This is a genomic window from Adhaeribacter soli (assembly GCF_008727925.1).
GTDB lineage: Bacteria > Bacteroidota > Bacteroidia > Cytophagales > Hymenobacteraceae > Adhaeribacter_A > Adhaeribacter_A soli.
This window is the reverse complement of sequence record NZ_VTWT01000003.1, coordinates 153,981-172,628: the sequence shown is the minus strand read 5'-3', so window position 1 is coordinate 172,628 and position 18,648 is coordinate 153,981. Positions and strand designations below refer to the sequence as shown.

The following is an 18,648-nucleotide window of genomic DNA, read 5'->3' as shown; positions in this document are numbered from 1 at the left end:
AAATGCGTTAAAGCAGGTTGCGGGCCGCAATAAAGTTCTATGGTGTGGCTCAGGGTTTTTAAGCTTTATTTTGTCCTGATACTTAGTATAAACTGTTCGATTATGCCTTGTATTTTTACGTTTTTAAGCCGTTCGGTTCTAAGCCTGCTTTTAGCGGTATTCTTTATTTCTGCTACCCGGGCGCATACGCCTCCCAAAACTGAGCCCGTTTACGAAAAAAGCCTCGAATTTATTCAGAACCGTAACCAGCTGGACCCGGCCGTAAAATTCAATGCTACATTACCTGCCGGGCAGCTTTACTTAAAGTCAAATCAGTGGGTTTTCAGCTTCCTCGATCAGGCCGATTTTTCTAAAAGCGACCCGCACAACCATTTTGAAGGCGGGGTAACTTCCGAGGTTTTACATGGCCACACGTATACCGTTTCTTTTTTAGGGGCTAATCCGCAAACTGAAGTAAAAGGAAATAAGCAGACGCCCGGTTACCGGAATTACTTTCTGGGCGATGATCCGAAACAATGGGCCTCTAGTGTACCTGCTTTCGAGGTGGTGCATTATCAGAACCTTTACCCGGGCATAGATGCGCAGCTGTACGAAAACCGCCAAAAGCTTAAATACGACTTCATCCTGCAGCCCAAAGCCGATCCGGGTTTAATTAAAATGGAATACATGGGCGCCGAAAACGTACGCCTGGACCAGGGTAACCTGGTAATTAAAACCTCGGTGAATACCGTTACCGAGCAGAAGCCCTACGCCTACCAGGTTATTGCCGGAAAAAAGACCGAAGTGCCCTGCCGCTTTAAACTGAAAGGCAACATGCTCTCTTTTGAATTTCCGAAAGGCTACCGCCGCAACCTTCCCCTGGTAATAGACCCTACGCTGGTATTTTCGTCTTACACCGGTTCAATTCTCGACAACTGGGGTTGCACGGCTACTTACGACGAAGATGGGAATATTTATTCCGGCGGTCTGGTACGGAACGTGTGGCCCGGAACTTTTCCGGTAACGCCCGGTGCTTTTAAAACCAGCTTCACCGGCATTATAAACATGGCCATTATGAAGTTCAACCCGAATGCCAGCGGCCCGACTTCCCGGGTTTGGGCCACCTACCTGGGCGGCAGCCGGATAGATGCGCCTCACAGCATTGTGGTGAATAACCGGAACGAACTCCTGGTGCTAGGTTCCACCAGTTCCAATAATTACCCGACCACTACCAATGCTTTTGACCGATCTTATAACGGCGGCACTCCCGTTAATCCTTACAACAATACCGCGGCAAGCAGCATCAATTTCGGCTTTTTCGGGTATAATCCGGGCTCCGACCTGGTGATCAGCAAATTATCGGCCGGAGGAGATGCTCTCCTAAGTTCAACCTACCTGGGTGGCTCCGGCAACGACGGCCTATTGCGGTTAAGTTCGCCGCTTACCCGCAACTACGGCGATCAATTCCGGGGCGATATTCAGATAGATGTAAATGATAACGTTTATATTGCTTCTTCCACCAACTCCCAGGATTTCCCGCTAAGCAAGCCTTTTCAGGTAAACCATGCCGGCTCGGCTACCGATGCCGTTGTATGTAAGCTTTCCCCGGACCTGAGCTCCCTGGTCTGGAGCAGCTATTTGGGAGGAAACGGCCACGATGCTGCTTATTCAGTTCAGATAGATACCCAGTTCAACGTATTCATCTGCGGGGGCACCACCAGCAATAACCTTCCACAAACTGCCGGCGCTTTTAAGCCAGCTTATTCGGCCGGGCAGAATGAACCTGACGGCTTTGCGTCTAAAATTGATATGAACGGCAACCTGGTCCGGACAACGTATATCGGAGCAAGCGGTAGCTACGACCAGGCTTACTTTCTGCAGTTAGATGGGCAAAATAACGTTTACCTGCTGGGGCAGACAGCTGGTAATTATCCCGCCACCCCGGGTGTTTTTTCCACTCCTGTGGGCCGGCAATTTATTCAGAAACTGAACAGCAATCTTACCACCGGCATCTTTTCTACCCGCTTTGGTTCTGCCGATGGCCAGTTCAACATTTCCCCAACAGCCTTTCTGGTAGATAACTGCGAACGGATATTTGTTTGTGGCTGGGGGGGCGAAATCAACCACCAGGAGCCGGATTATGTACAGGGCAGCACGGCCGGATTGCCGGTAACCGCCAACGCCATAAAACCGAGCACCGATGGTTCCGACTTTTACCTGATGCAGCTTTCGCAGAATGCTACCCAGCTTGATTATGCTTCTTTTTTAGGAGGAAGCGTACCGGAACACGTAGATGGCGGCACTTCCAGGTTCGATAAGCGCGGTTTTGTTTACCAGGCCGTTTGCGCCGGCTGCGGCGGCAACAACGCCTTCCCTACCACGCCCAACGCCTGGTCTACTACCAACGGCACTGCCAATAACCCTGATCGCAACCGCCGTAACTGCAACAACGCGGCCGTAAAATTCGATTTCGCCGTAAGCGCTGCCGTAACCGGCACCACCCAACAGGCGTGCTTAAACGCGGCCCCTTTCACCATTGCCGGCACCCCTTCCGGCGGCACCTGGAGCGGCCCCGGGGTAACTTCCGGCGGGGTTTTCGATCCGGCGGTTGCTGGCCTTGGTTCGCACGCTTTAACGTATACGGTGGTGGTGGGTACCTGCCAGAGCACCGCAAACAAGGTAATTACCGTAGTAACCCAGCCGGCAGTAAATTTTTCCGGACTGAAGAATGACAAATACTGCCTCTCCGACAAACCGGTGCTACTGGTACCCTCCACGCCTGGCGGCACGTTCAACGGCCCCGGCATACAAACCGGCAACCTGTGGTCTCCGGAGGCTGCCGGGCCGGGCCGCCACGTTATTACCTACAGTTTTACCGATAAGAATTCCTGTACCGCCACCGCCACCGATACGGTGGAAGTGGAAACACCCATTCCGGTTTCGGCAGGGCCTAACGAGGGCGTTTGTGCCGGAACTGCACCCTTTACGCTGGCAGGGATGAGCCCGACAGGCGGCACCTGGAGCGGGGATGGCGTAACGAGCAATGGCGTATTTGCCCCGGCCTCGGTTGGCGTAGGGCGGCATACTTTAACTTACTCGGTGGTTACCGGCAACTGCACGTATAAAGCAACAAAGATCATAGAAATTGAGCCAACGGCCGAAATTCAGACCGTTTTACCCTACCCAAACTGCAATTCCGCAGACAGCCTGATTGCCGGTTACACGCCCCTGAAAATAAACTTTAAAAACAACTTCCCGCTCGGAAAAAACTACCACTGGGATTTTGGCGATGGCACCATTTCTACCGAAGAGAACCCGGAACACGTTTATACCGAAGAGGGCACTTATTCCGTTCAGCTGACTACCGATTTCGGCCGGGAATGCGTTCGTTCTTATTCGGTTTCTCAGCTGAGGGTGGTCAAATCGATTATCCCGAATATTATTACGCCAAACGGCGACGGTAAGAATGACACCTTTGTACCGAAAGTAACCTGCCTGCCGCAAACGCTAAAAATCTACAGCCGCTGGGGCCACCTGGTTTACGAACGCGAGAACTACCAAGATGAATTTAACAGCGATAACCTGAGCAGCGGCGTTTATTATTACCACCTCCGCGATACTGAAGGCAAAAACTGGAAAGGCTGGCTGGAAATTATAAAGTAAACGTCCGGAAAACTCAAAAAAGCATTACCTTCTGCTTTAGCTGACGGTTCTCGAAATAGAGCCATGGCTTAGCCTAATCTTTTTTTTCTGAAGGAATTGTTTGGCTAAAGCCGAATTGCAGCCTTTTACCGTCAGCTAAAGCAGACGGCAATGAGCTCCGTAGGAGTAGGCCTCAGACCAGGCAAATAAGAATTATAATATCCTTAAACAGACCGGTTTTCTGCTTTTCAGAAGCTACAGCTTAACCAAGATTACCGGCACCGGAACAAGACAATTAATGACCGCTGAAGGTCTCCGCATCAGTGCCTGTACCGCAGAAAAAGACCGGTTCTTCGAAACACGTAATGGTTACCGGAATGGTTTCCTCCGGGGCCTGTACATACGTACAGCTGTTTGCATAAACCGGATCGGCCTTTTCTACGAGATACGCTATTTTTACCCGTTGCCCCTGTTGCAGTTCAGGCAAATCCATCAGGCTGTTTTGCGGCAGCAGCAGCTCCCCGTTATCGGTGCGTAAAAGCGTGTTGCCCAGGAAAGAATTCCAGCAGGGATCAATTTCCACAGTTACAAACGTATTGCAGGCAGCTTGCGGTACCGGATTATCGCAGCCACGCTGTTCGCAGGATACCAAACCCGCTACCATTAAAAAGGCAACAAACGTTTTGCTAAACGCACGCAGCCGGGCCGCGTGGAAGCGCAGCAGCATTCCTTTTCTCATAAGCTGAATGTTTGAAGTTGAATTGAGTACTGACAGCCAAGTATTTGGACGAATTTACATTAGACTGCTACGATTGTCATTCTGAAAGGAACCGGTGAGTTCAAAGCACAAAAATTACAAGTTTCTTTCAGAATGATAGTAAGGAAACAAAATAAAACTTAAAACTAAATAAACCATTGCAGGACCAATAATATCCCGGAAAACGGTAAATGGAAGTACTAAATGGAAGCACTTAAAAACTATAGCTTAATCCAACAGATGCTCCAAGGCCTTTCCCGTAATGTTGTTTTCTTCCGGCCACCTGCACATCTTCTATAAGCGACCTTAAATTTCGCGTACCTTCCAGGGCTGTTTCCAGCTGCAGGCGTTCCGCCACTTTATAGCCGATTCCGAGCTGCAACATAGCTGTGGGCATCATTTGCCGGTAGAATCCCTTTTCCACTGCCACGTTACCGAATTCAGCATGCTTGTTCCGGGTTTCGGCCCGCATTAACTGGTTTAACGAAATACCGGTTGCGGCAAAGTAGCGGAAAGCTTTATTACCTAACTGAAAACGCAGGTTAAGCGGAACGCCGACATAATAATAGCGATATTCCACTTCAAAAGCCTCAGTCTGAATATAGCGGGTAAACGGCTCGTATTCCTGCCCCATAACGGTTTGCAGGATCGTTTCCTGTTCCGGCCCGGCTGTTAAAGTGGTGAGAGCACCTGAGGCTGTGCCCCTTCCCTGAAACAGGTAGGTGGAAGAAGTTACAGCACGGTTTTGAGAAATATGCAGGCCGCTCTGCAGGCTGAAATACTCGGTTAACTTATAATCTGCCAGTACACTTACCCGGAAAGAGTAAACAGCTTTGGTATTGTGATTAAATTCATCGATGGCAGCATGGTATTGCTGAACGCTCTGCATTTTTCTGGCGTGCGGACTAGGCAATATCAGGCTGCTTCCAAAATTATCTTTTACAGGAGGCACTTCATCTACCTGGCTCGCTAATCTCATTCCGGGATCGAAACTAGAGCCGGCATAGGCTACCTTAACAGCCCACCGGGAAACATTTTTAAGCGGCTTGTCTTTTTTGGTTTCCTCTTGCTGAGTGCCAGCTAAAACCGAATCCAGCCTGGTTAGAGATATAAGCGCCGGCAGTTTTATTACTTCTTCGAAAATTGCCGGATCTTTTATTGCTGCAAATGCATCCTCCCTGCTTTCACCCGGACTATCTCCGGTGCCTTCCAATGGGTTATTCTCACTTACTAAAGCCGAAGCAATTTCCTGAGGCTGCCCCTTTGTTTCCCTTGCCAGACTGCCGGCAGATTCTGATGCTTGCTCTGAATCTGCCGTTTGCTTTCCAATATTATTGCCATCGGCGCCTTCGGTGGAGGCTATGGCCATTTTTGCTGCGCTTGCGGTAATACCTGTTTTGATTTCCGGGGAATAAGCGCTACCCGTATTTAGCTTTCCGGCAGATACAGTCGAAGTATTTGATCCGGATAGCGTGTTGAGTTCTGGTGCGGTGCTTTTTACAGCAGACGTGGCAGCAGCAATAAGAGGCACGCTATTCTTACTTGCAACCCCATGTTCCTGATCCCGCGCTTCATGCCGGGCCTCATTGTCAGTTAAAGCGGAAAGGGGTTCTTCTGCCTGTAGCCTAAGTTCCCCGGTTTCAGTTCCTGTTGTTCCTATTCCCTGCTGTTCTAAATCCGGCTCCGTCATTTCTTTTCCGGGAGCGGAGGGCTGCACTTTTTTACCGGAAGCAATAGCGTTCTTCGGCAGCCGGTTATCTGCTGGCGTTGCGTTCTCTGCTACCATCGGTGCCTGCTCCTGATCCGTTATATTTCCGAAAATGACCACCCTTGGATCCTGTTCGCTATAGGGTTGTAAACTACCGGAAACAAACACCAGAGAAAAGGCAACCAGCAGCAACAGGCAGGCCGCTGCCAGCCTAGCATAAATGCGCATGCGGTTTTTATAGGCCGCTGCTGCTTCCTTTTCCAGGCTCAGGTCCAAACGCTCCCACAGGCTTTCCGAGGGGGCTACTTCATATTTTTCCAGCTTTTGCCGGAACTCCGCTTTCAGACGATCGGAATTAGGTTCAGCTGATTTTCTCATGATAAATTTGATCTGATTTTATTACCATCTCACGCAACATGGTCCGGGCACGCAAATAATGCGAACGGCAGGTAACTTCCGGCACACCCAGCATTTCTGAAATCTCTTTGTAGGAATAGCCTTCTATGGCAAACAGGTTGAAAACCGCCTGGTATTTAGACGGCAGGCTTCTGACAAGTTCCATCAGTTCTTCGGCCGCAAAACCGGTAAAGGTTACTTCCGGCTCGGCAATGGTCAGCAGTTCTTCGGTTTCGCTGGCTTCGGTTTTGTGCAGGCGGCTCCGCAGATGCGAAAGCGCCGTGTTTACGACGATCCGCCTCACCCAGGCTTCCAGGGGGCTATCGCCTTTAAAGGTATGAATGTGCCTGAACACCTTCAGGAAAGCGTCGTGCATAATGTCTTCGGCTTCGAAGCTGGTTTTAGCGTAACGCATGCAAACTCCCTTCATGGCGGCGGCAAAGCGCTCATAAAGCAGTTGTTGCATGTCTCGCTTTCCAGCCACGCAGCCTTGGATCATCTCTGATTCCGTAACCGATTTTTTCCTGAAGATCTTCAAGCAGCCAGGGTCTAATTGTCCGTTATAAAAGCATGACTACCGGAAGTTACAGAACGTTGCAGTTATTTCAGAATTTATTTTTGTTTTTGTGATAATACTTGTTTTTCGGAGATAGAAAATAGAATTCCAGTTCGTTTTTTTCTTGCCTCTTTTGAATAACGCTGCTTTTTCACGTCCATACTTTACCGTTTCAGTCATTTCGACCAAAGGGAAATAGATCAAGAGTAAAGTAGAAAAGGCAGAATAAAAGGTATTACCAACCGGATGAGATCTCTCCTGACGTCGAGATGAGCGAATAAATTTTCACCTACTTAGCTTTGGAAAAGGGAGATAGCTCAAAAAACAAGTAAAACTCTAAAGTCCTGAAAATCCATGAATCCTGAAAATCCTGATTCAGGAAATTACCCCTACAAAAAATCACTGGCCAGGGCGATGAGGGTACCGGCGATGGTTGCGATGATCTTGTTTTTGTGGAAACGGTGGTCGGGGCTGGTTTCGAAAAGAATGGTAGTAGAGATGTGCAGAAAGTTACCGGCTACCAGCCCCGACAAGATCATGAACAGGTTGGTGCTTTTGAGTTCTTCCAGAATAATATAATTGCTGAACAAAATGCCCAGCGGCGAAGCAATGGCAAACAGAAAAAGGTAGCCAAAAGCTTTCTTAAAGTTATTCAGCCGGAACATCAGCACCGACATAAGCGCTACGGCCGCCGGAATGTGGTGAATGGCAATACCGGCCAGTACGCTGTAAAAATTATTTCCCAGGTAGGAAGCGTGGCCATGATCATGACCGTGCCCGTGGCCGTTTTCTACCAGAATACTGCCTTCCAGGAAGGAGTGCATGATCAGGGAGAAAAGCAGCATGAACGGTACGAAGCCGCTATTCTGGTCGTGGGCATGTTTGTGCACGTGCCCGTGTTCGATGCCTTCGGAAAAAAGCTCCAGCAACAGCTGCAGAAAGAAACCAGCCAGCACGTAATAACCAACCTGATGCGGATCGTCGGTACTCAGCAGCACATCGGGCAGGATGTGGATGATGGTAATGGTAAACAGGTAGGCGCCACTGAAAGCCAGCAGGATCTTCAGGAAGTACTGGTTATCTTTCGGCAGAAAGCGTACAAGCCAACCCGCAAAAAGCACCGTAAAAAACAGGATCAGTATGGCAATAATCATGGCAATAATTTAGACACAGGTATCAATTATCAGGACACCAGTATCAGGACAAAAATAAACGAATAAAAGCCACAAAGCACTTCTGTGGAGAAAAACCTGTTTTACTTCTTCAATATAAAAATAAGGCGGTCGCTGGTTTTGGCATCGTACGGTTCAAGCTTGTAATTGCCAAAGCATTCGTGCAGGCGCAGACCGGTCATTTTAAAGTATTCCCGGAAATCTTCTTCGGTTAAGGCCCAGACTTTTTCCTGAAAATGATACCGTTTTCCTTCGGCTTCGAAATCGATGGTTTTCACGATGAGTTTGCCTTCCATGTGGCGCGTGATGTGGAACGTAACGCCCTCGATGGTTTTGGTTTCTTCTTTTACCAGGTGGGCCACTACTTTCTCGGCATTCAGGAAATCGATCACCAGTTTGCCGCCGGGCTTTACCGATTCGGCAATGGCTTTCAGGGCTACCACGTTTTCGGTTTCGGAAGCAAAATAGCCGTAGCTGGTAAATAAGTTCAGCACAAAATCGAATTCGTTCGGCCGGAAAACTTCGCGCATGTCGTGCACCGCAAAATGAAGCCGCTCGTTTTCCGATTCTTTGGCCACGGCAATGCTTTGCGGCGAAAGATCGATGCCGGTTACGTGGTAGCCTTTCTGGTTCAGGTAAATGGCGTGCCGGCCTTTGCCGCAGGCCAGGTCCAAGATTTTAGCATCGGGTTTCGGGTGCAGGTGATCGAGAAGGTTATCCAGGAAAACCTGGGCTTCGCGGGCATCGCGGTTGCTGTACAGAATATGGTAATAAGGCGAATCGAACCAGGTACTGAACCATTCTTCCGGCTGGGACATAGGCAAGCGGTTTGTTGAAGTGCAAAATTAAGCGAATTTCTAAGGGCAGAAAGGCTTTACGCAAAGGTCATAAAAAAAGGCAGAATGGTTTTTCTGCCTTTTCGGGTACTGTTTTGAGATAACTTAGTTGGCAGCAGCTGTGTCGGCTACTGCTCCGGTAGTATCTGCCGAAGCCGATGCCGGCGCTACGTAATCCGGGTTTTTCTCCAGGTCCATTTCGCAAACCGGGCATTTGCCGGGCTGGTCGCTGGCGCTGTTTTCGCAATACATCGGGCAAATATAAGCCTTGTCGGTTATTTTGGCCTTCTCTGTAGTTTCAGTAGTTTCTTCTTTGGCGGTTTGCTGACCGCAGCCGGTAAAACCGGCAAGGCTGGCTGCCAGAAACAAGGCAGCTGCAATATTCTTGATTTTCATATTTATTATTTCCGTATTCAATCCAACACTAAATTCCACACGTTTCCAATACGTTTTCCTGCCTTCAGGCTAAAAATGCTTCGGGCAAATTATTTATGGCTTTCTACCGAATCGGCGGTATTGGTTTTCTCGCCTTGCGGTACCTGCTCGCTTTTGCCGCCCAGCTGGCTGCTGTGCTCGTCGTGGTTAGGCATTACATCGGGGCGGGTAGCATCCGTGGCTTTACCGCCTTCGTGGCCGTGTTCGCCGTAGCCGCTTTCGTGGGTTGCATCCGGATTGCCGCCGCCCAGGTTATCGATGTCGGTTTCGCGGGATCCCGGCGGCACCTGGTCTACAGATACTTTTTCAGAAGCGCGAAGATCGGAACGATGGTCGCAGGAAGTAAGAACAGCACCTAAAGCAAGCGCTACTAAAAGCGATTTATTCATGGCAATATGTTTTATAACGTTTTTTCGGGTTTAATTTAGCCGGCTACCGGTTTTGCACCGTCGGCCGGAATCAGGTTTTTGCGTTTCAGGTACGTATCCATCATTTTCAGGTCGTTCGGGTTCTGAAAAATGGTGTACGGCAGAAAAATAAACTGGGCTTTTGAAAGGCTTAACAGATAAAGGTCTTTGGTTTTCTTCGCCGATTTTATCATGTCCCAGCTTACGGGCATGCCCTGGCGCTCGTTGAGTTTCATCAGGATCTGGCGGCCGTCTATTTCGTAAGACATTCTTTCGAAAAGCATTTTATTTTGCTCTACCTGGGTTACGCCGGCAAACTGCACCGCCCAGAAAAGCAGGTACAGCACTACAATTAAAATGGCAATGGAAATAAACCACCAGCTTGGCCAGATAAAAGCTAAACAGGCTAAAGCAACCGGACCAACAATGTACCACCACTGCTTGCGCAGCAATTCCAGCATGGCCGTTTTAATGTAAAGCGAAGGCTCTAATTTATATTTTTTGGTTTTGATCAGCACGAAAGTAATACGCTAAAAGGTTTGCCGCATGAACGGCGCACAAAAGTAGGCAAAAATTTGAGTGAATAAAAATATGATTAAGAGAAGGAAAAAGGCGATGAGCTCTGACTTTTCCGGAAGATAAAAATGGCAGGCTTTTCGGCAAAAAACCTATCGTTTTCACAAAGCTTCTGTTAAAAAAACCATTTGCGGCAAACAAAATCCCTCTTGTTTATTCCAGGTGAAGGTTTTTATAAGACCTTGCAGCAGTTTAACCCTAACGTTACGCAAGAAGGGAAAAAGTCCCCCTTTGGAGGGGGCAGGGGGAGGACAGGAGAATTATCTGAATTTATTTTGATCAAATAATGTAAAAATCCTCCCCCTACCCCCTCCAAAGGGGGACTTTAAAATCTTGCTTCCGCTTAAACTTTCACGGCTTTCAAACTCAGATCCATGCTTTTTACCGAATGGGTGAGGGCGCCAACGGAAATAAAATCTACGCCGGTTTCGGCTACTTCCCGGATGGTTTGCTCCGTGATGCCCCCGGAAGCTTCGGTTTCGAAACGGCCGCCGATGAGTTGCACGGCTTCTTTCATGGTGGCCGGCGTCATGTTGTCGAGCATGATCCTATGGATTCCGCCTACTTCCAGCGCTTGTTTTACTTCGTCTAAATTGCGGGTTTCCACTTCAATCTTCAGGTCTTTGCCTAAGCGTTTCAGGTACTCCCGCGTTGCTTTTACGGCTTTTTCAATGCCGCCGGCATAGTCGATGTGGTTGTCTTTAAGCATTACCATGTCGTACAAACCAAAGCGATGGTTCTGGCCGCCGCCAATCAGAACAGCCCATTTCTCACAGATCCGGAAGTTAGGGGTGGTTTTGCGGGTATCTAATAGTCTGGTATTGGTACCGGCCAGCATTTCCACTAAACGGTTGGTGTAAGTGGCAATGCTGCTCATGCGCTGCATGCAGTTCAGCACCAGGCGCTCCGAAGTAAGGATGGATTGCGCCTTGCCGGTAACCGTAAAGGCCACATCGCCTACTTTAACTTTTGCGCCGTCCTGCAGAAAATATTCCACTTTCAGGTCCGGATCTACGGCATGAAAAATCTTTTCTGAGAGTTCCACCCCAGCTAAAATGCCATCGCCTTTTACCAACAGGTTGGCTTTGTTTTGGGCATCGGCCGGAATGGAGGCCAGTGAAGAATGATCGCCGTCGCCCACGTCTTCTTTCAGGGCCAGTTTTATAAATTCAGCAATGCTTTGGTCGGTCAGATAAGGTGCTTTCACAGGAAAAAATCTATTAAGAGCTTACAGTTTCGGTTCAGGCCGGAAATATAACCTAAAAATTTATACCTAAACCTAAACGGAATCCGCGGGCAGAAAGATTTCGGGAATATTAACGGTAACAGGCAACGGTGCAACATCCTTTTGCCGACTTGTATTTGAACGCTTTACTTTTTAACTATGGGAACCTACCATTATAGAATATTGCTTCTGGTTTTGCTGTGCTTTACAGGTATACATGGATACGCCCAAACCTGGAACTGGGTCAGCCATAATAATCCGGACAACAGCGACTTCATAAATATAGTCGCCGACCAGAATGGTTATACCTATACCAGCATGGTCGATAAAGCTGGCTTTGTATTGACTAAATACAAACCTAACGGGGTAAAAATCTGGTCTAAAAGAAATCCCGGCGCACTTGTTCTGAAGCTTTCTATTGATGCCACCGGCCATTTATACACCGTGGGAACGGATTCTTTTTCTCCTTTCAACAGTTCTCTGGTTACTGCCAAGTTGGATAGTGCCGGTAATCGCCTGTGGACCAAAGGAAATCCTGTCCCGCCTTTACCAAACGATCTTCCCTCCGGTTATGTTTACACCGGCGCCACAGATGCTGCCGGTAACACCTACATGTCCGGCGAATTCAGGAACCTGACGCAATTTGACACCATTGCTTTAAGCAACCTGGCCCCGATCAATTACTTTTTAGCCAAATATAACAGCGCCGGAAAAATTCAGTGGCTCAGGTTTTTCAACGATCCGGTTTATAGTATTGCCTGTGGTTCGCAAGGCAGTTATTTTATAGAATGCGGAACCCATTTTCAGAAATACGCAGCAAACGGCACCCTCATCTGGCAACAAAACTTTTCCGGCACCTTCGATCCTTCAATATTCTTAATTTATTCAAACAAATTTATAGCCGATGCCCAGGATAACTTGTATGTACTTGGCAGCCAACTGGCAAAATATAACAGCAATGGCACCTTAGCCTGGATAAAAGCTAACCAGACTCCTCCCGGCGGAACATTTAAAGGCAAGGATTTCGCGCTGAACAGTTCGGGCAACCTTTTAGTAACCGGCAGCTTTAGCGGAACAGTATCTTTAGGAAATGGCGTACCGAATCTTATTGGCGACACAACAGGATCGCCCCTTTTTGTTGCCGGGTTTTCCGGAGCTACCAGCAATGCTCTTTGGGCAAAACAAAACAGCACTTCCGATTATTGTACCGGCGAAGCCATCGTTTCTTTACCCAACGGAAGTTGTGTAATAGCCGGCAACTTTAAGGCAAACAGCGCCTTCGACCAACTCTCCCTTACGGGTAAAGGCGTTTTTACTGCTAAACTTTCTGCCGGCGTACTCGGAGTTCATGAAGGCGGAACAAAAACCAATCTTCAGGTGTACCCGAACCCGGCAACTTCCGAAGTAACCCTAACCGGCCACCTGAAACCCGGAACTTTGGAGGTCTACAGCCTGACCGGTCAGAAAGTTTATGAAACAAGTTTAACTCCCGAAATGAAACTGAAGGTTGCAGACTGGCCCGCCGGCATGTACCTGGTAAAAATAACTTCCGAAGGTAAAACCCAAATACAGAAACTGCTGGTAACGCGATAGAATTCACCCTATGAAAAACATATCTCTCCACGCTCTCACCATTACATTAGTCTTTTTTGTCGCCCTGCAAGGAATGGCTCAAATGCCGGCATGGCAGTGGGCAGTCGGAAAAGGCATCAGCCAGAATCTTCTATCTGCTAAAACCAGCCTGGAAACAGACACTCTCGGCAATAGTTATGTTGCCGGGGCCGGCTTATCGAAATATTCACCGGAAGGAAAGCTGCTTTGGTCTAAAGATATTAAGGCTATGGGTCTTTCGAAAGATGCGGCCGGTAATCTGTACGTAGTTGGCACTTTTCAGGGCAGCGTTTACCTTGGCAACACTACGCTTACGGCCCCGCCGCTGAACATTACCGTATTTTTAGCCAAGTTCGACCAGGCAGGCAATACTATCTGGGCAAAAAAGGGGCCTTCCAGCTGGGAAATTGCGCCTAACGATGGCGCCTCCATTAAAATAAACGGCATTTCTACCGATTCTGCCGGCAACAGTCTTTTTACCGGTTTCTGCTGGGGGAACGCTGACTTCGATTCGGTCTCGCTAATACCCAACTCCTCGGTTACCCAGCCAATTTATTTTGCAGCAAAGTACGATCAGCAAGGACAAGTAAAATGGGCGAGGAGCTATCCTTATATTCAGGAAGCTGTAATCGGAACGAACGACAACTACTTTCTTCACGATGGTTCTACCCTAAGCAATTACAATGAAAACGGGGCCTTACTCTGGCAGAAAAGCTTTACTACTTCATCGAACAACAGTAATGCGCAGATTACCTGCCTGGAAACAGACGAATCAGGAAATTGCTTTGTGGCAGGAAGCTTGTCCGGCAGCGTTACTATCGATGGTATTACCCTGCAGAATTCAGGTTTCAGAAATGCACTTTTAGTTAAATTCAACCCTGCCGGCACTTTGCTTTGGGCAAAAACAAGCCAGGCGCTTTCTGCATCGAGTCAGCCGGAGATTACCGCCATAAAAGCAGGTCCTAATGGCCGGGTATATATAACCGGCAATTTTACCGACAGCATCACCTTCGACAATAGCTTGCCGGCATTAACAGCTCAGGCAAATCAGGCCCCGGCATTCGTTTCGAAACTTTCTTCAACAGACGGAGCACCTTACTGGCAAAAGCAAACCAGCGGATTTTTATACCAATCGTCTATAGCAGATCTGCCGGATGGGGAATCTGTAACGGCCGGCTTCTTTCAGTCGCCAGGCTGCAGTTTCGATAATATAAATTTAAATTATGCTTCCGGTTACAACAGGAACCTCTTTTTAGCAAAACTCTCTACCGGTACTACGCAGCCTTTGGAACCTGTAACGGAACCGGAACCTGCACCTGAACCTTCAATTACCGCCCAATTTTATCCGAACCCGGCTAATTCAGAAATCAGGATCAACATGCCGGACTTTGAAAACGCGAAAGTTTTGGTTTTCAATGTTGCCGGCCAAAAGATCTACACCGATTCGCTTTCAGCAAAGGGCAAACTGGAAATAAACGTTACCGCCTGGCCGGCCAGCATGTACCTGGTAAAAATAACTGCCGAAGGAAAAGCGCAAATACAGAAACTGCTGGTAACGCATTAAAAGTGTTGCCATGAAGAACGCGTTGTATTTCTTCTCATTTCTTGGTGCATTTTTTATCTTTATAAATGGAAGCGCCCAAACCCCAGCCTGGCAATGGGTCGTAAATAGCCCGGATAGTTTTCATCAATCCAGATGCCTGACTACAGATGCCGCCGGTAACATTTACGTTGCCGGTACAGCACTGACCAAACGGTCTCCGGCAGGCATGCTGCTTTGGTCTAAACCCCTGCAAACATCTGCTTTTACGGCTACAGTACATGGGTTAGTTTCTGACTCAGCGGGTAACATTTACATAGCCGGAACATTTAGCGGTGCCCTTAATTTCGATACCATTACCCTGAACTATTTTGGCCACAGCGATATTTTTATAGCCAAATTTAATACCAACGGCCAGGTGATCTGGGCCAGCAAGGCGGGCACCCCAGGGCCACCATCCAGCCCGCAACCTCCCGCTGTAACCGATATTGCCTCCGGCATTGCAATAGACGCTGCCGGAAACTGCTACATTACAGGACAGTGCTATGCTTATAACCAAAATCCGGTGTTCGATCATATAACCATCCCCGGCAACAACACCGGAGATTACTTCTTCTTTGCCGCTAAATACAACGCCACCGGACAAGTGCTGTGGGTGCGAAGCGTAACAATGGGAGAGCCCTTAAGCATCGGCTGCGGCCCCAAGGGAAGTTACTATATTACCGGTGGCAATTACCCCAATGGCATTTTCACAGAGAAATACCACGCCAGTGGTGCGCGGGCATGGTTCAGGAACACCAGCGGCATCATCCAGGACTTCAGCACCAGCATTAGCGTAAACAAAACCGGAGATTGCTATATTACCGGAGCTATAACCGGCAATACTACCTTCAGCGGCGCTACCCTCCAGAAAACAGGCTCAAGCAATATGTTTCTGGCAAAGTACAGCAATGCAGGAGTGCTGGAATGGGCGCTACAAAACCAAAACCTGGCCGCTGGAAGCTGCTTCGGCGAACAGGTAGTAGCCGACGAAACGGGCCGCGTATTTGTAACCGGGGCCTTCAGCAGTTATGCCGCGTTCGGCTCCCTGCCGACTTTAACTGCAACGGGCAACGACCCGGATATTTTTGTGGCGGAATTTTCGGAGCTGGGGCAGCCAGAATGGGCGGTACAGGCCGGCGGCACCGGCTCAGATTACGGCAAAGGCATTGCCCCGCTTGCCAATGGCGAGTGCTACATTTCAGGCCGTTTTGACCCGGTAGTCGGGGCCAGTTTCGGCAGCATAAATTTCCCTCCTTCGCCCGGCAACAACAATACTTTCTTCCTGGCAAAACTTTCTGCCGGCACGCTCGGAGTGCCTGAAGCCGGAACAAAAACCCATTTTCAGCTTTACCCGAACGCGGCAACTTCTGGAGTAACCATAACCGGCCACCTGAAACCCGGAACGTTAGAAATTGTCAGCCTGACCGGTCAGAAAGTTTATGAAGCGAAACTCATTGCTGGAACAAAACTGAATGTTGAAGATTGGCCGGCCGGCATGTACCTGGTAAAAATAACTTCCGAAGGAAATACGCGAGTAGAGAAGCTACTGGTAACGCATTAAAACGCTACTAAAAACCAACAAAAAAGCCATCCCGAATATCTTTCAGGATGGCTTTTATTTTATGGCTTTTTTATGGTCTGGAAACGGTACTTATTCCTTTGTAAAATCGATGGTATCGATCTTATAGCTTCCGCCGGCCTGTTTCACTACTACAAAAACGCGGTAGCTGCCGGTTTTGGAGGTGTATTTCCCGATAGCATATTTCTGGCCTTCGTTCGAAGAACCCTGGTGCAGGTATTCGAAACCGGTTGCCGGGTTTTTGCTGAAAAAGTCGCGAAGCACGAACTCGGCTTGCGCCTGGCTGTAGCTGGCTTTTTCGCCGTTCAGGCCAATTTCTACGGAGCTTTTAAAATAACGGGCCACTTCTTTGGCGGAGCCTGCTTTTATGGCTGCCTTCACGCCATTCAGGGCATCGTCGCCGCTTTGGGCAAGCGCCTGGCCGGCAAAAACGGTAGCAAAAAAGGCAAATAAACCGGTGAAAAGTAAAAATTTAAACGCTTTCATTTCTGTAGTCAATGATAATAAGCGGGTTAGAGCTAAAACAGTGCCAGTCTTTTGTTCTGCCCCGGCCACAGGTGCTCAATTGTAGCCCCAAGCTAATAATAATTCAGAGAATTTCCGATTTTACGTATCTTTGTTTTATGAATAAAAAAGTATTGCTCGTTATACTGGATGGCTGGGGAATTGCCCCGGATGCAAATGTATCGGCGGTAGATAAAGCGCAGACCCCTTTCATCGATTCTCTTTATACCAAATATCCGCACGCGCGGCTGCAGGCTTCCGGCGAGGCCGTTGGTTTGCCGGAAGGCCAGATGGGAAATTCGGAAGTAGGCCACATGAACATCGGCGCCGGCCGGGTGGTGTACCAGGACCTGGTAAAAATAAACAAATCGATCCGCGACCGGCAGTTAAATAAAAACCCGGTACTGCTGGAGGCGCTGCAATACGCAAAAACCAATAAAAAGAAACTGCACCTGATCGGTTTGCTTTCCGACGGCGGCGTGCACTCGCACATCGACCACCTGAAGGCGCTTTGCACCATTGCCCACGACGAAGGCGTGCATAACGTATATATTCATGCCTTTACCGATGGCCGCGACACCGATCCGAAGGGGGGAGCCAAATACATGCATGAACTGGAGGAACACTTGGATAAAGCTTCCGGCCGCATTGCTTCCGTAGTAGGCCGCTACTACGCCATGGACCGCGATAACCGCTGGGAACGCATAAAAGTAGCTTACGACCTGCTGGTACACGGCATCGGCACGCCTACGCAGAGCTTAATGAATGCGGTGCTGAAATCGTACAAAGAAGGCGTTACCGATGAATTTATTCTGCCCATTGTAAAGGTAGACGATAACGGTAACCCGATTGCTACCATTCAGGAAGGGGATGTGGTGATCTGCTTTAACTACCGTACCGACCGCGGCCGGGAAATTACGCAGGCCCTCACGCAACGCGATTTCCCCGAGCAGAACATGCACAAGCTGAACCTGTATTACGTTACCCTCACCAATTACGACGATACGTTTACAGGCGTAAAACCGATCTTCGACAAAGATAACCTGAACAATACCCTTGGCGAAGTGCTGGCCAATGCCGGTAAAAAGCAGATCCGCATTGCCGAAACCGAGAAATACCCGCACGTAACCTTCTTCTTCTCCGGCGGCCGTGAAACCCCTTTTGATGGAGAGAAACGCATATTAAGGGCTTCGCCGAAAGTGGCTACTTACGACCTGCAACCAGAAATGAGCGCCTTCGAACTGCGCGATGCCCTGGTGCCGGAACTGAAAGCGGAAGAACCCGATTTTGTGGTATTGAACTTTGCCAATCCGGACATGGTAGGCCATACCGGCGTGTTCGAAGCGGCCGTAAAAGCCTGCGAAACGGTAGATCAGGCCGCCGAAAAAGTGGTAAACACGGCCCTGGAGCACAATTATTCCTGCATTATCATAGCCGACCACGGCAACGCCGACTGCATGCTAAACCCTGACGGAACGCCGAATACCGCCCACACCACCAACCTGGTACCGGTAATTTTAGCCGACAACGATTTTAAAGGTACGCTGCACGATGGCAAACTCGGCGACATCGCCCCAACAGTACTGGAACTGATGAGCATACCACAACCGGAAGAAATGACCGGCAAATCGCTGTTGGTTCCGGCCGTTTAATAAAGGAATGCCAGACTGAAAACATTGGCCT

15 protein-coding genes are annotated in these 18,648 nt (G+C 48.8%); 5 read left to right on the top strand and 10 right to left on the bottom strand.

Going from position 1 to position 18,648, the window contains the following annotated elements:
* The first annotated feature begins 102 nt into the window (after positions 1 to 102).
* A complete protein-coding gene (locus tag F0P94_RS06890) occupies positions 103 to 3,642 on the top strand; it encodes a DUF7948 domain-containing protein (protein WP_191906950.1) in 3,540 nt (1,179 codons plus the stop codon).
* Between the two features lie 274 nt (positions 3,643 to 3,916).
* Here F0P94_RS06890 and F0P94_RS06885 read toward each other — a convergent pair whose 3' ends face one another.
* The 9 genes from F0P94_RS06885 to nadC all read right to left on the bottom strand — a co-directional run bounded on the left by F0P94_RS06885 (position 3,917) and on the right by nadC (position 11,671).
* Complete coding sequence (locus tag F0P94_RS06885) at positions 3,917 to 4,360, bottom strand: hypothetical protein (protein WP_150903141.1); 444 nt, start codon at positions 4,358 to 4,360, stop codon at positions 3,917 to 3,919.
* A gap of 232 nt (positions 4,361 to 4,592) precedes the next feature.
* Complete coding sequence (locus F0P94_RS06880; protein WP_150903140.1) at positions 4,593 to 6,464, bottom strand: outer membrane beta-barrel protein; 1,872 nt, start codon at positions 6,462 to 6,464, stop codon at positions 4,593 to 4,595.
* Positions 6,448 to 6,948: an RNA polymerase sigma factor gene (locus F0P94_RS06875; protein WP_225307142.1), complete on the bottom strand. Its 501-nt coding sequence runs from the start codon at positions 6,946 to 6,948 to the stop codon at positions 6,448 to 6,450. Before F0P94_RS06875 ends, F0P94_RS06880 begins: the two co-directional genes overlap by 17 nt.
* Positions 6,949 to 7,427: 479 nt before the next feature.
* On the bottom strand, positions 7,428 to 8,192 hold the full coding sequence (locus F0P94_RS06870) for a ZIP family metal transporter (RefSeq protein ID WP_150903138.1): 765 nt from the start codon (positions 8,190 to 8,192) through the stop codon (positions 7,428 to 7,430).
* A 101-nt stretch (positions 8,193 to 8,293) separates the two neighbouring features.
* Positions 8,294 to 9,028 (bottom strand): class I SAM-dependent methyltransferase, encoded by a 735-nt coding sequence (locus tag F0P94_RS06865; RefSeq protein WP_150903137.1) that lies wholly within the window; start codon positions 9,026 to 9,028, stop codon positions 8,294 to 8,296.
* Between the two features lie 123 nt (positions 9,029 to 9,151).
* Entirely contained in the window at positions 9,152 to 9,442 is a 291-nt protein-coding gene (locus tag F0P94_RS06860) for a heavy metal-binding domain-containing protein (protein ID WP_150903136.1), read from the bottom strand.
* 89 nt (positions 9,443 to 9,531) lie between these two features.
* Positions 9,532 to 9,870, bottom strand: a complete 339-nt coding sequence (locus tag F0P94_RS06855; RefSeq protein ID WP_150903135.1) for a hypothetical protein — start codon at positions 9,868 to 9,870, stop codon at positions 9,532 to 9,534.
* Between the two features lie 35 nt (positions 9,871 to 9,905).
* Positions 9,906 to 10,406, bottom strand: a complete 501-nt coding sequence (locus F0P94_RS06850; protein WP_150903134.1) for a YcxB family protein — start codon at positions 10,404 to 10,406, stop codon at positions 9,906 to 9,908.
* A 401-nt stretch (positions 10,407 to 10,807) separates the two neighbouring features.
* Positions 10,808 to 11,671 (bottom strand): carboxylating nicotinate-nucleotide diphosphorylase, encoded by an 864-nt coding sequence (gene nadC, locus F0P94_RS06845; RefSeq protein ID WP_150903133.1) that lies wholly within the window; start codon positions 11,669 to 11,671, stop codon positions 10,808 to 10,810.
* 177 nt (positions 11,672 to 11,848) lie between these two features.
* Here nadC and F0P94_RS06840 point away from each other — a divergent pair, with 177 nt between their 5' ends.
* From F0P94_RS06840 to F0P94_RS06830, 3 genes are read left to right on the top strand one after another with little or no spacing between them, the layout of a single operon-like run.
* Positions 11,849 to 13,282: a T9SS type A sorting domain-containing protein gene (locus tag F0P94_RS06840; protein WP_150903132.1), complete on the top strand. Its 1,434-nt coding sequence runs from the start codon at positions 11,849 to 11,851 to the stop codon at positions 13,280 to 13,282.
* A 10-nt stretch (positions 13,283 to 13,292) separates the two neighbouring features.
* Positions 13,293 to 14,864: a T9SS type A sorting domain-containing protein gene (locus F0P94_RS06835; protein ID WP_150903131.1), complete on the top strand. Its 1,572-nt coding sequence runs from the start codon at positions 13,293 to 13,295 to the stop codon at positions 14,862 to 14,864.
* Positions 14,865 to 14,874: 10 nt separating this feature from the next.
* Positions 14,875 to 16,443, top strand: coding sequence for a T9SS type A sorting domain-containing protein (locus F0P94_RS06830; RefSeq protein ID WP_150903130.1), 1,569 nt, complete (start codon positions 14,875 to 14,877; stop codon positions 16,441 to 16,443).
* Between the two features lie 90 nt (positions 16,444 to 16,533).
* On the opposite strand, the gene F0P94_RS06825 is transcribed toward F0P94_RS06830, so the two are convergent.
* Positions 16,534 to 16,947, bottom strand: a complete 414-nt coding sequence (locus F0P94_RS06825; protein WP_150903129.1) for a DUF4783 domain-containing protein — start codon at positions 16,945 to 16,947, stop codon at positions 16,534 to 16,536.
* Positions 16,948 to 17,084: 137 nt separating this feature from the next.
* On the opposite strand from F0P94_RS06825, the gene gpmI reads away from it, so the two are divergent.
* On the top strand, positions 17,085 to 18,617 hold the full coding sequence (gene gpmI / locus F0P94_RS06820; RefSeq protein ID WP_150903128.1) for a 2,3-bisphosphoglycerate-independent phosphoglycerate mutase: 1,533 nt from the start codon (positions 17,085 to 17,087) through the stop codon (positions 18,615 to 18,617).
* The last annotated feature ends 31 nt before the right edge of the window (positions 18,618 to 18,648 follow it).

Coding starts and splice junctions, on each gene's coding strand:
- F0P94_RS06890 (WP_191906950.1), top strand. CDS start 103: ATGCCTTGTATTTTTACGTTTTTAAGCCGTTCGGTTCTAAGCCTGCTT.
- F0P94_RS06885 (WP_150903141.1), bottom strand. CDS start 4,360: ATGAGAAAAGGAATGCTGCTGCGCTTCCACGCGGCCCGGCTGCGTGCG.
- F0P94_RS06880 (WP_150903140.1), bottom strand. CDS start 6,464: ATGAGAAAATCAGCTGAACCTAATTCCGATCGTCTGAAAGCGGAGTTC.
- F0P94_RS06875 (WP_225307142.1), bottom strand. CDS start 6,948: ATGCAACAACTGCTTTATGAGCGCTTTGCCGCCGCCATGAAGGGAGTT.
- F0P94_RS06870 (WP_150903138.1), bottom strand. CDS start 8,192: ATGATTATTGCCATACTGATCCTGTTTTTTACGGTGCTTTTTGCGGGT.
- F0P94_RS06865 (WP_150903137.1), bottom strand. CDS start 9,028: ATGTCCCAGCCGGAAGAATGGTTCAGTACCTGGTTCGATTCGCCTTAT.
- F0P94_RS06860 (WP_150903136.1), bottom strand. CDS start 9,442: ATGAAAATCAAGAATATTGCAGCTGCCTTGTTTCTGGCAGCCAGCCTT.
- F0P94_RS06855 (WP_150903135.1), bottom strand. CDS start 9,870: ATGAATAAATCGCTTTTAGTAGCGCTTGCTTTAGGTGCTGTTCTTACT.
- F0P94_RS06840 (WP_150903132.1), top strand. CDS start 11,849: ATGGGAACCTACCATTATAGAATATTGCTTCTGGTTTTGCTGTGCTTT.
- F0P94_RS06835 (WP_150903131.1), top strand. CDS start 13,293: ATGAAAAACATATCTCTCCACGCTCTCACCATTACATTAGTCTTTTTT.
- F0P94_RS06830 (WP_150903130.1), top strand. CDS start 14,875: ATGAAGAACGCGTTGTATTTCTTCTCATTTCTTGGTGCATTTTTTATC.
- F0P94_RS06825 (WP_150903129.1), bottom strand. CDS start 16,947: ATGAAAGCGTTTAAATTTTTACTTTTCACCGGTTTATTTGCCTTTTTT.
- gpmI (WP_150903128.1), top strand. CDS start 17,085: ATGAATAAAAAAGTATTGCTCGTTATACTGGATGGCTGGGGAATTGCC.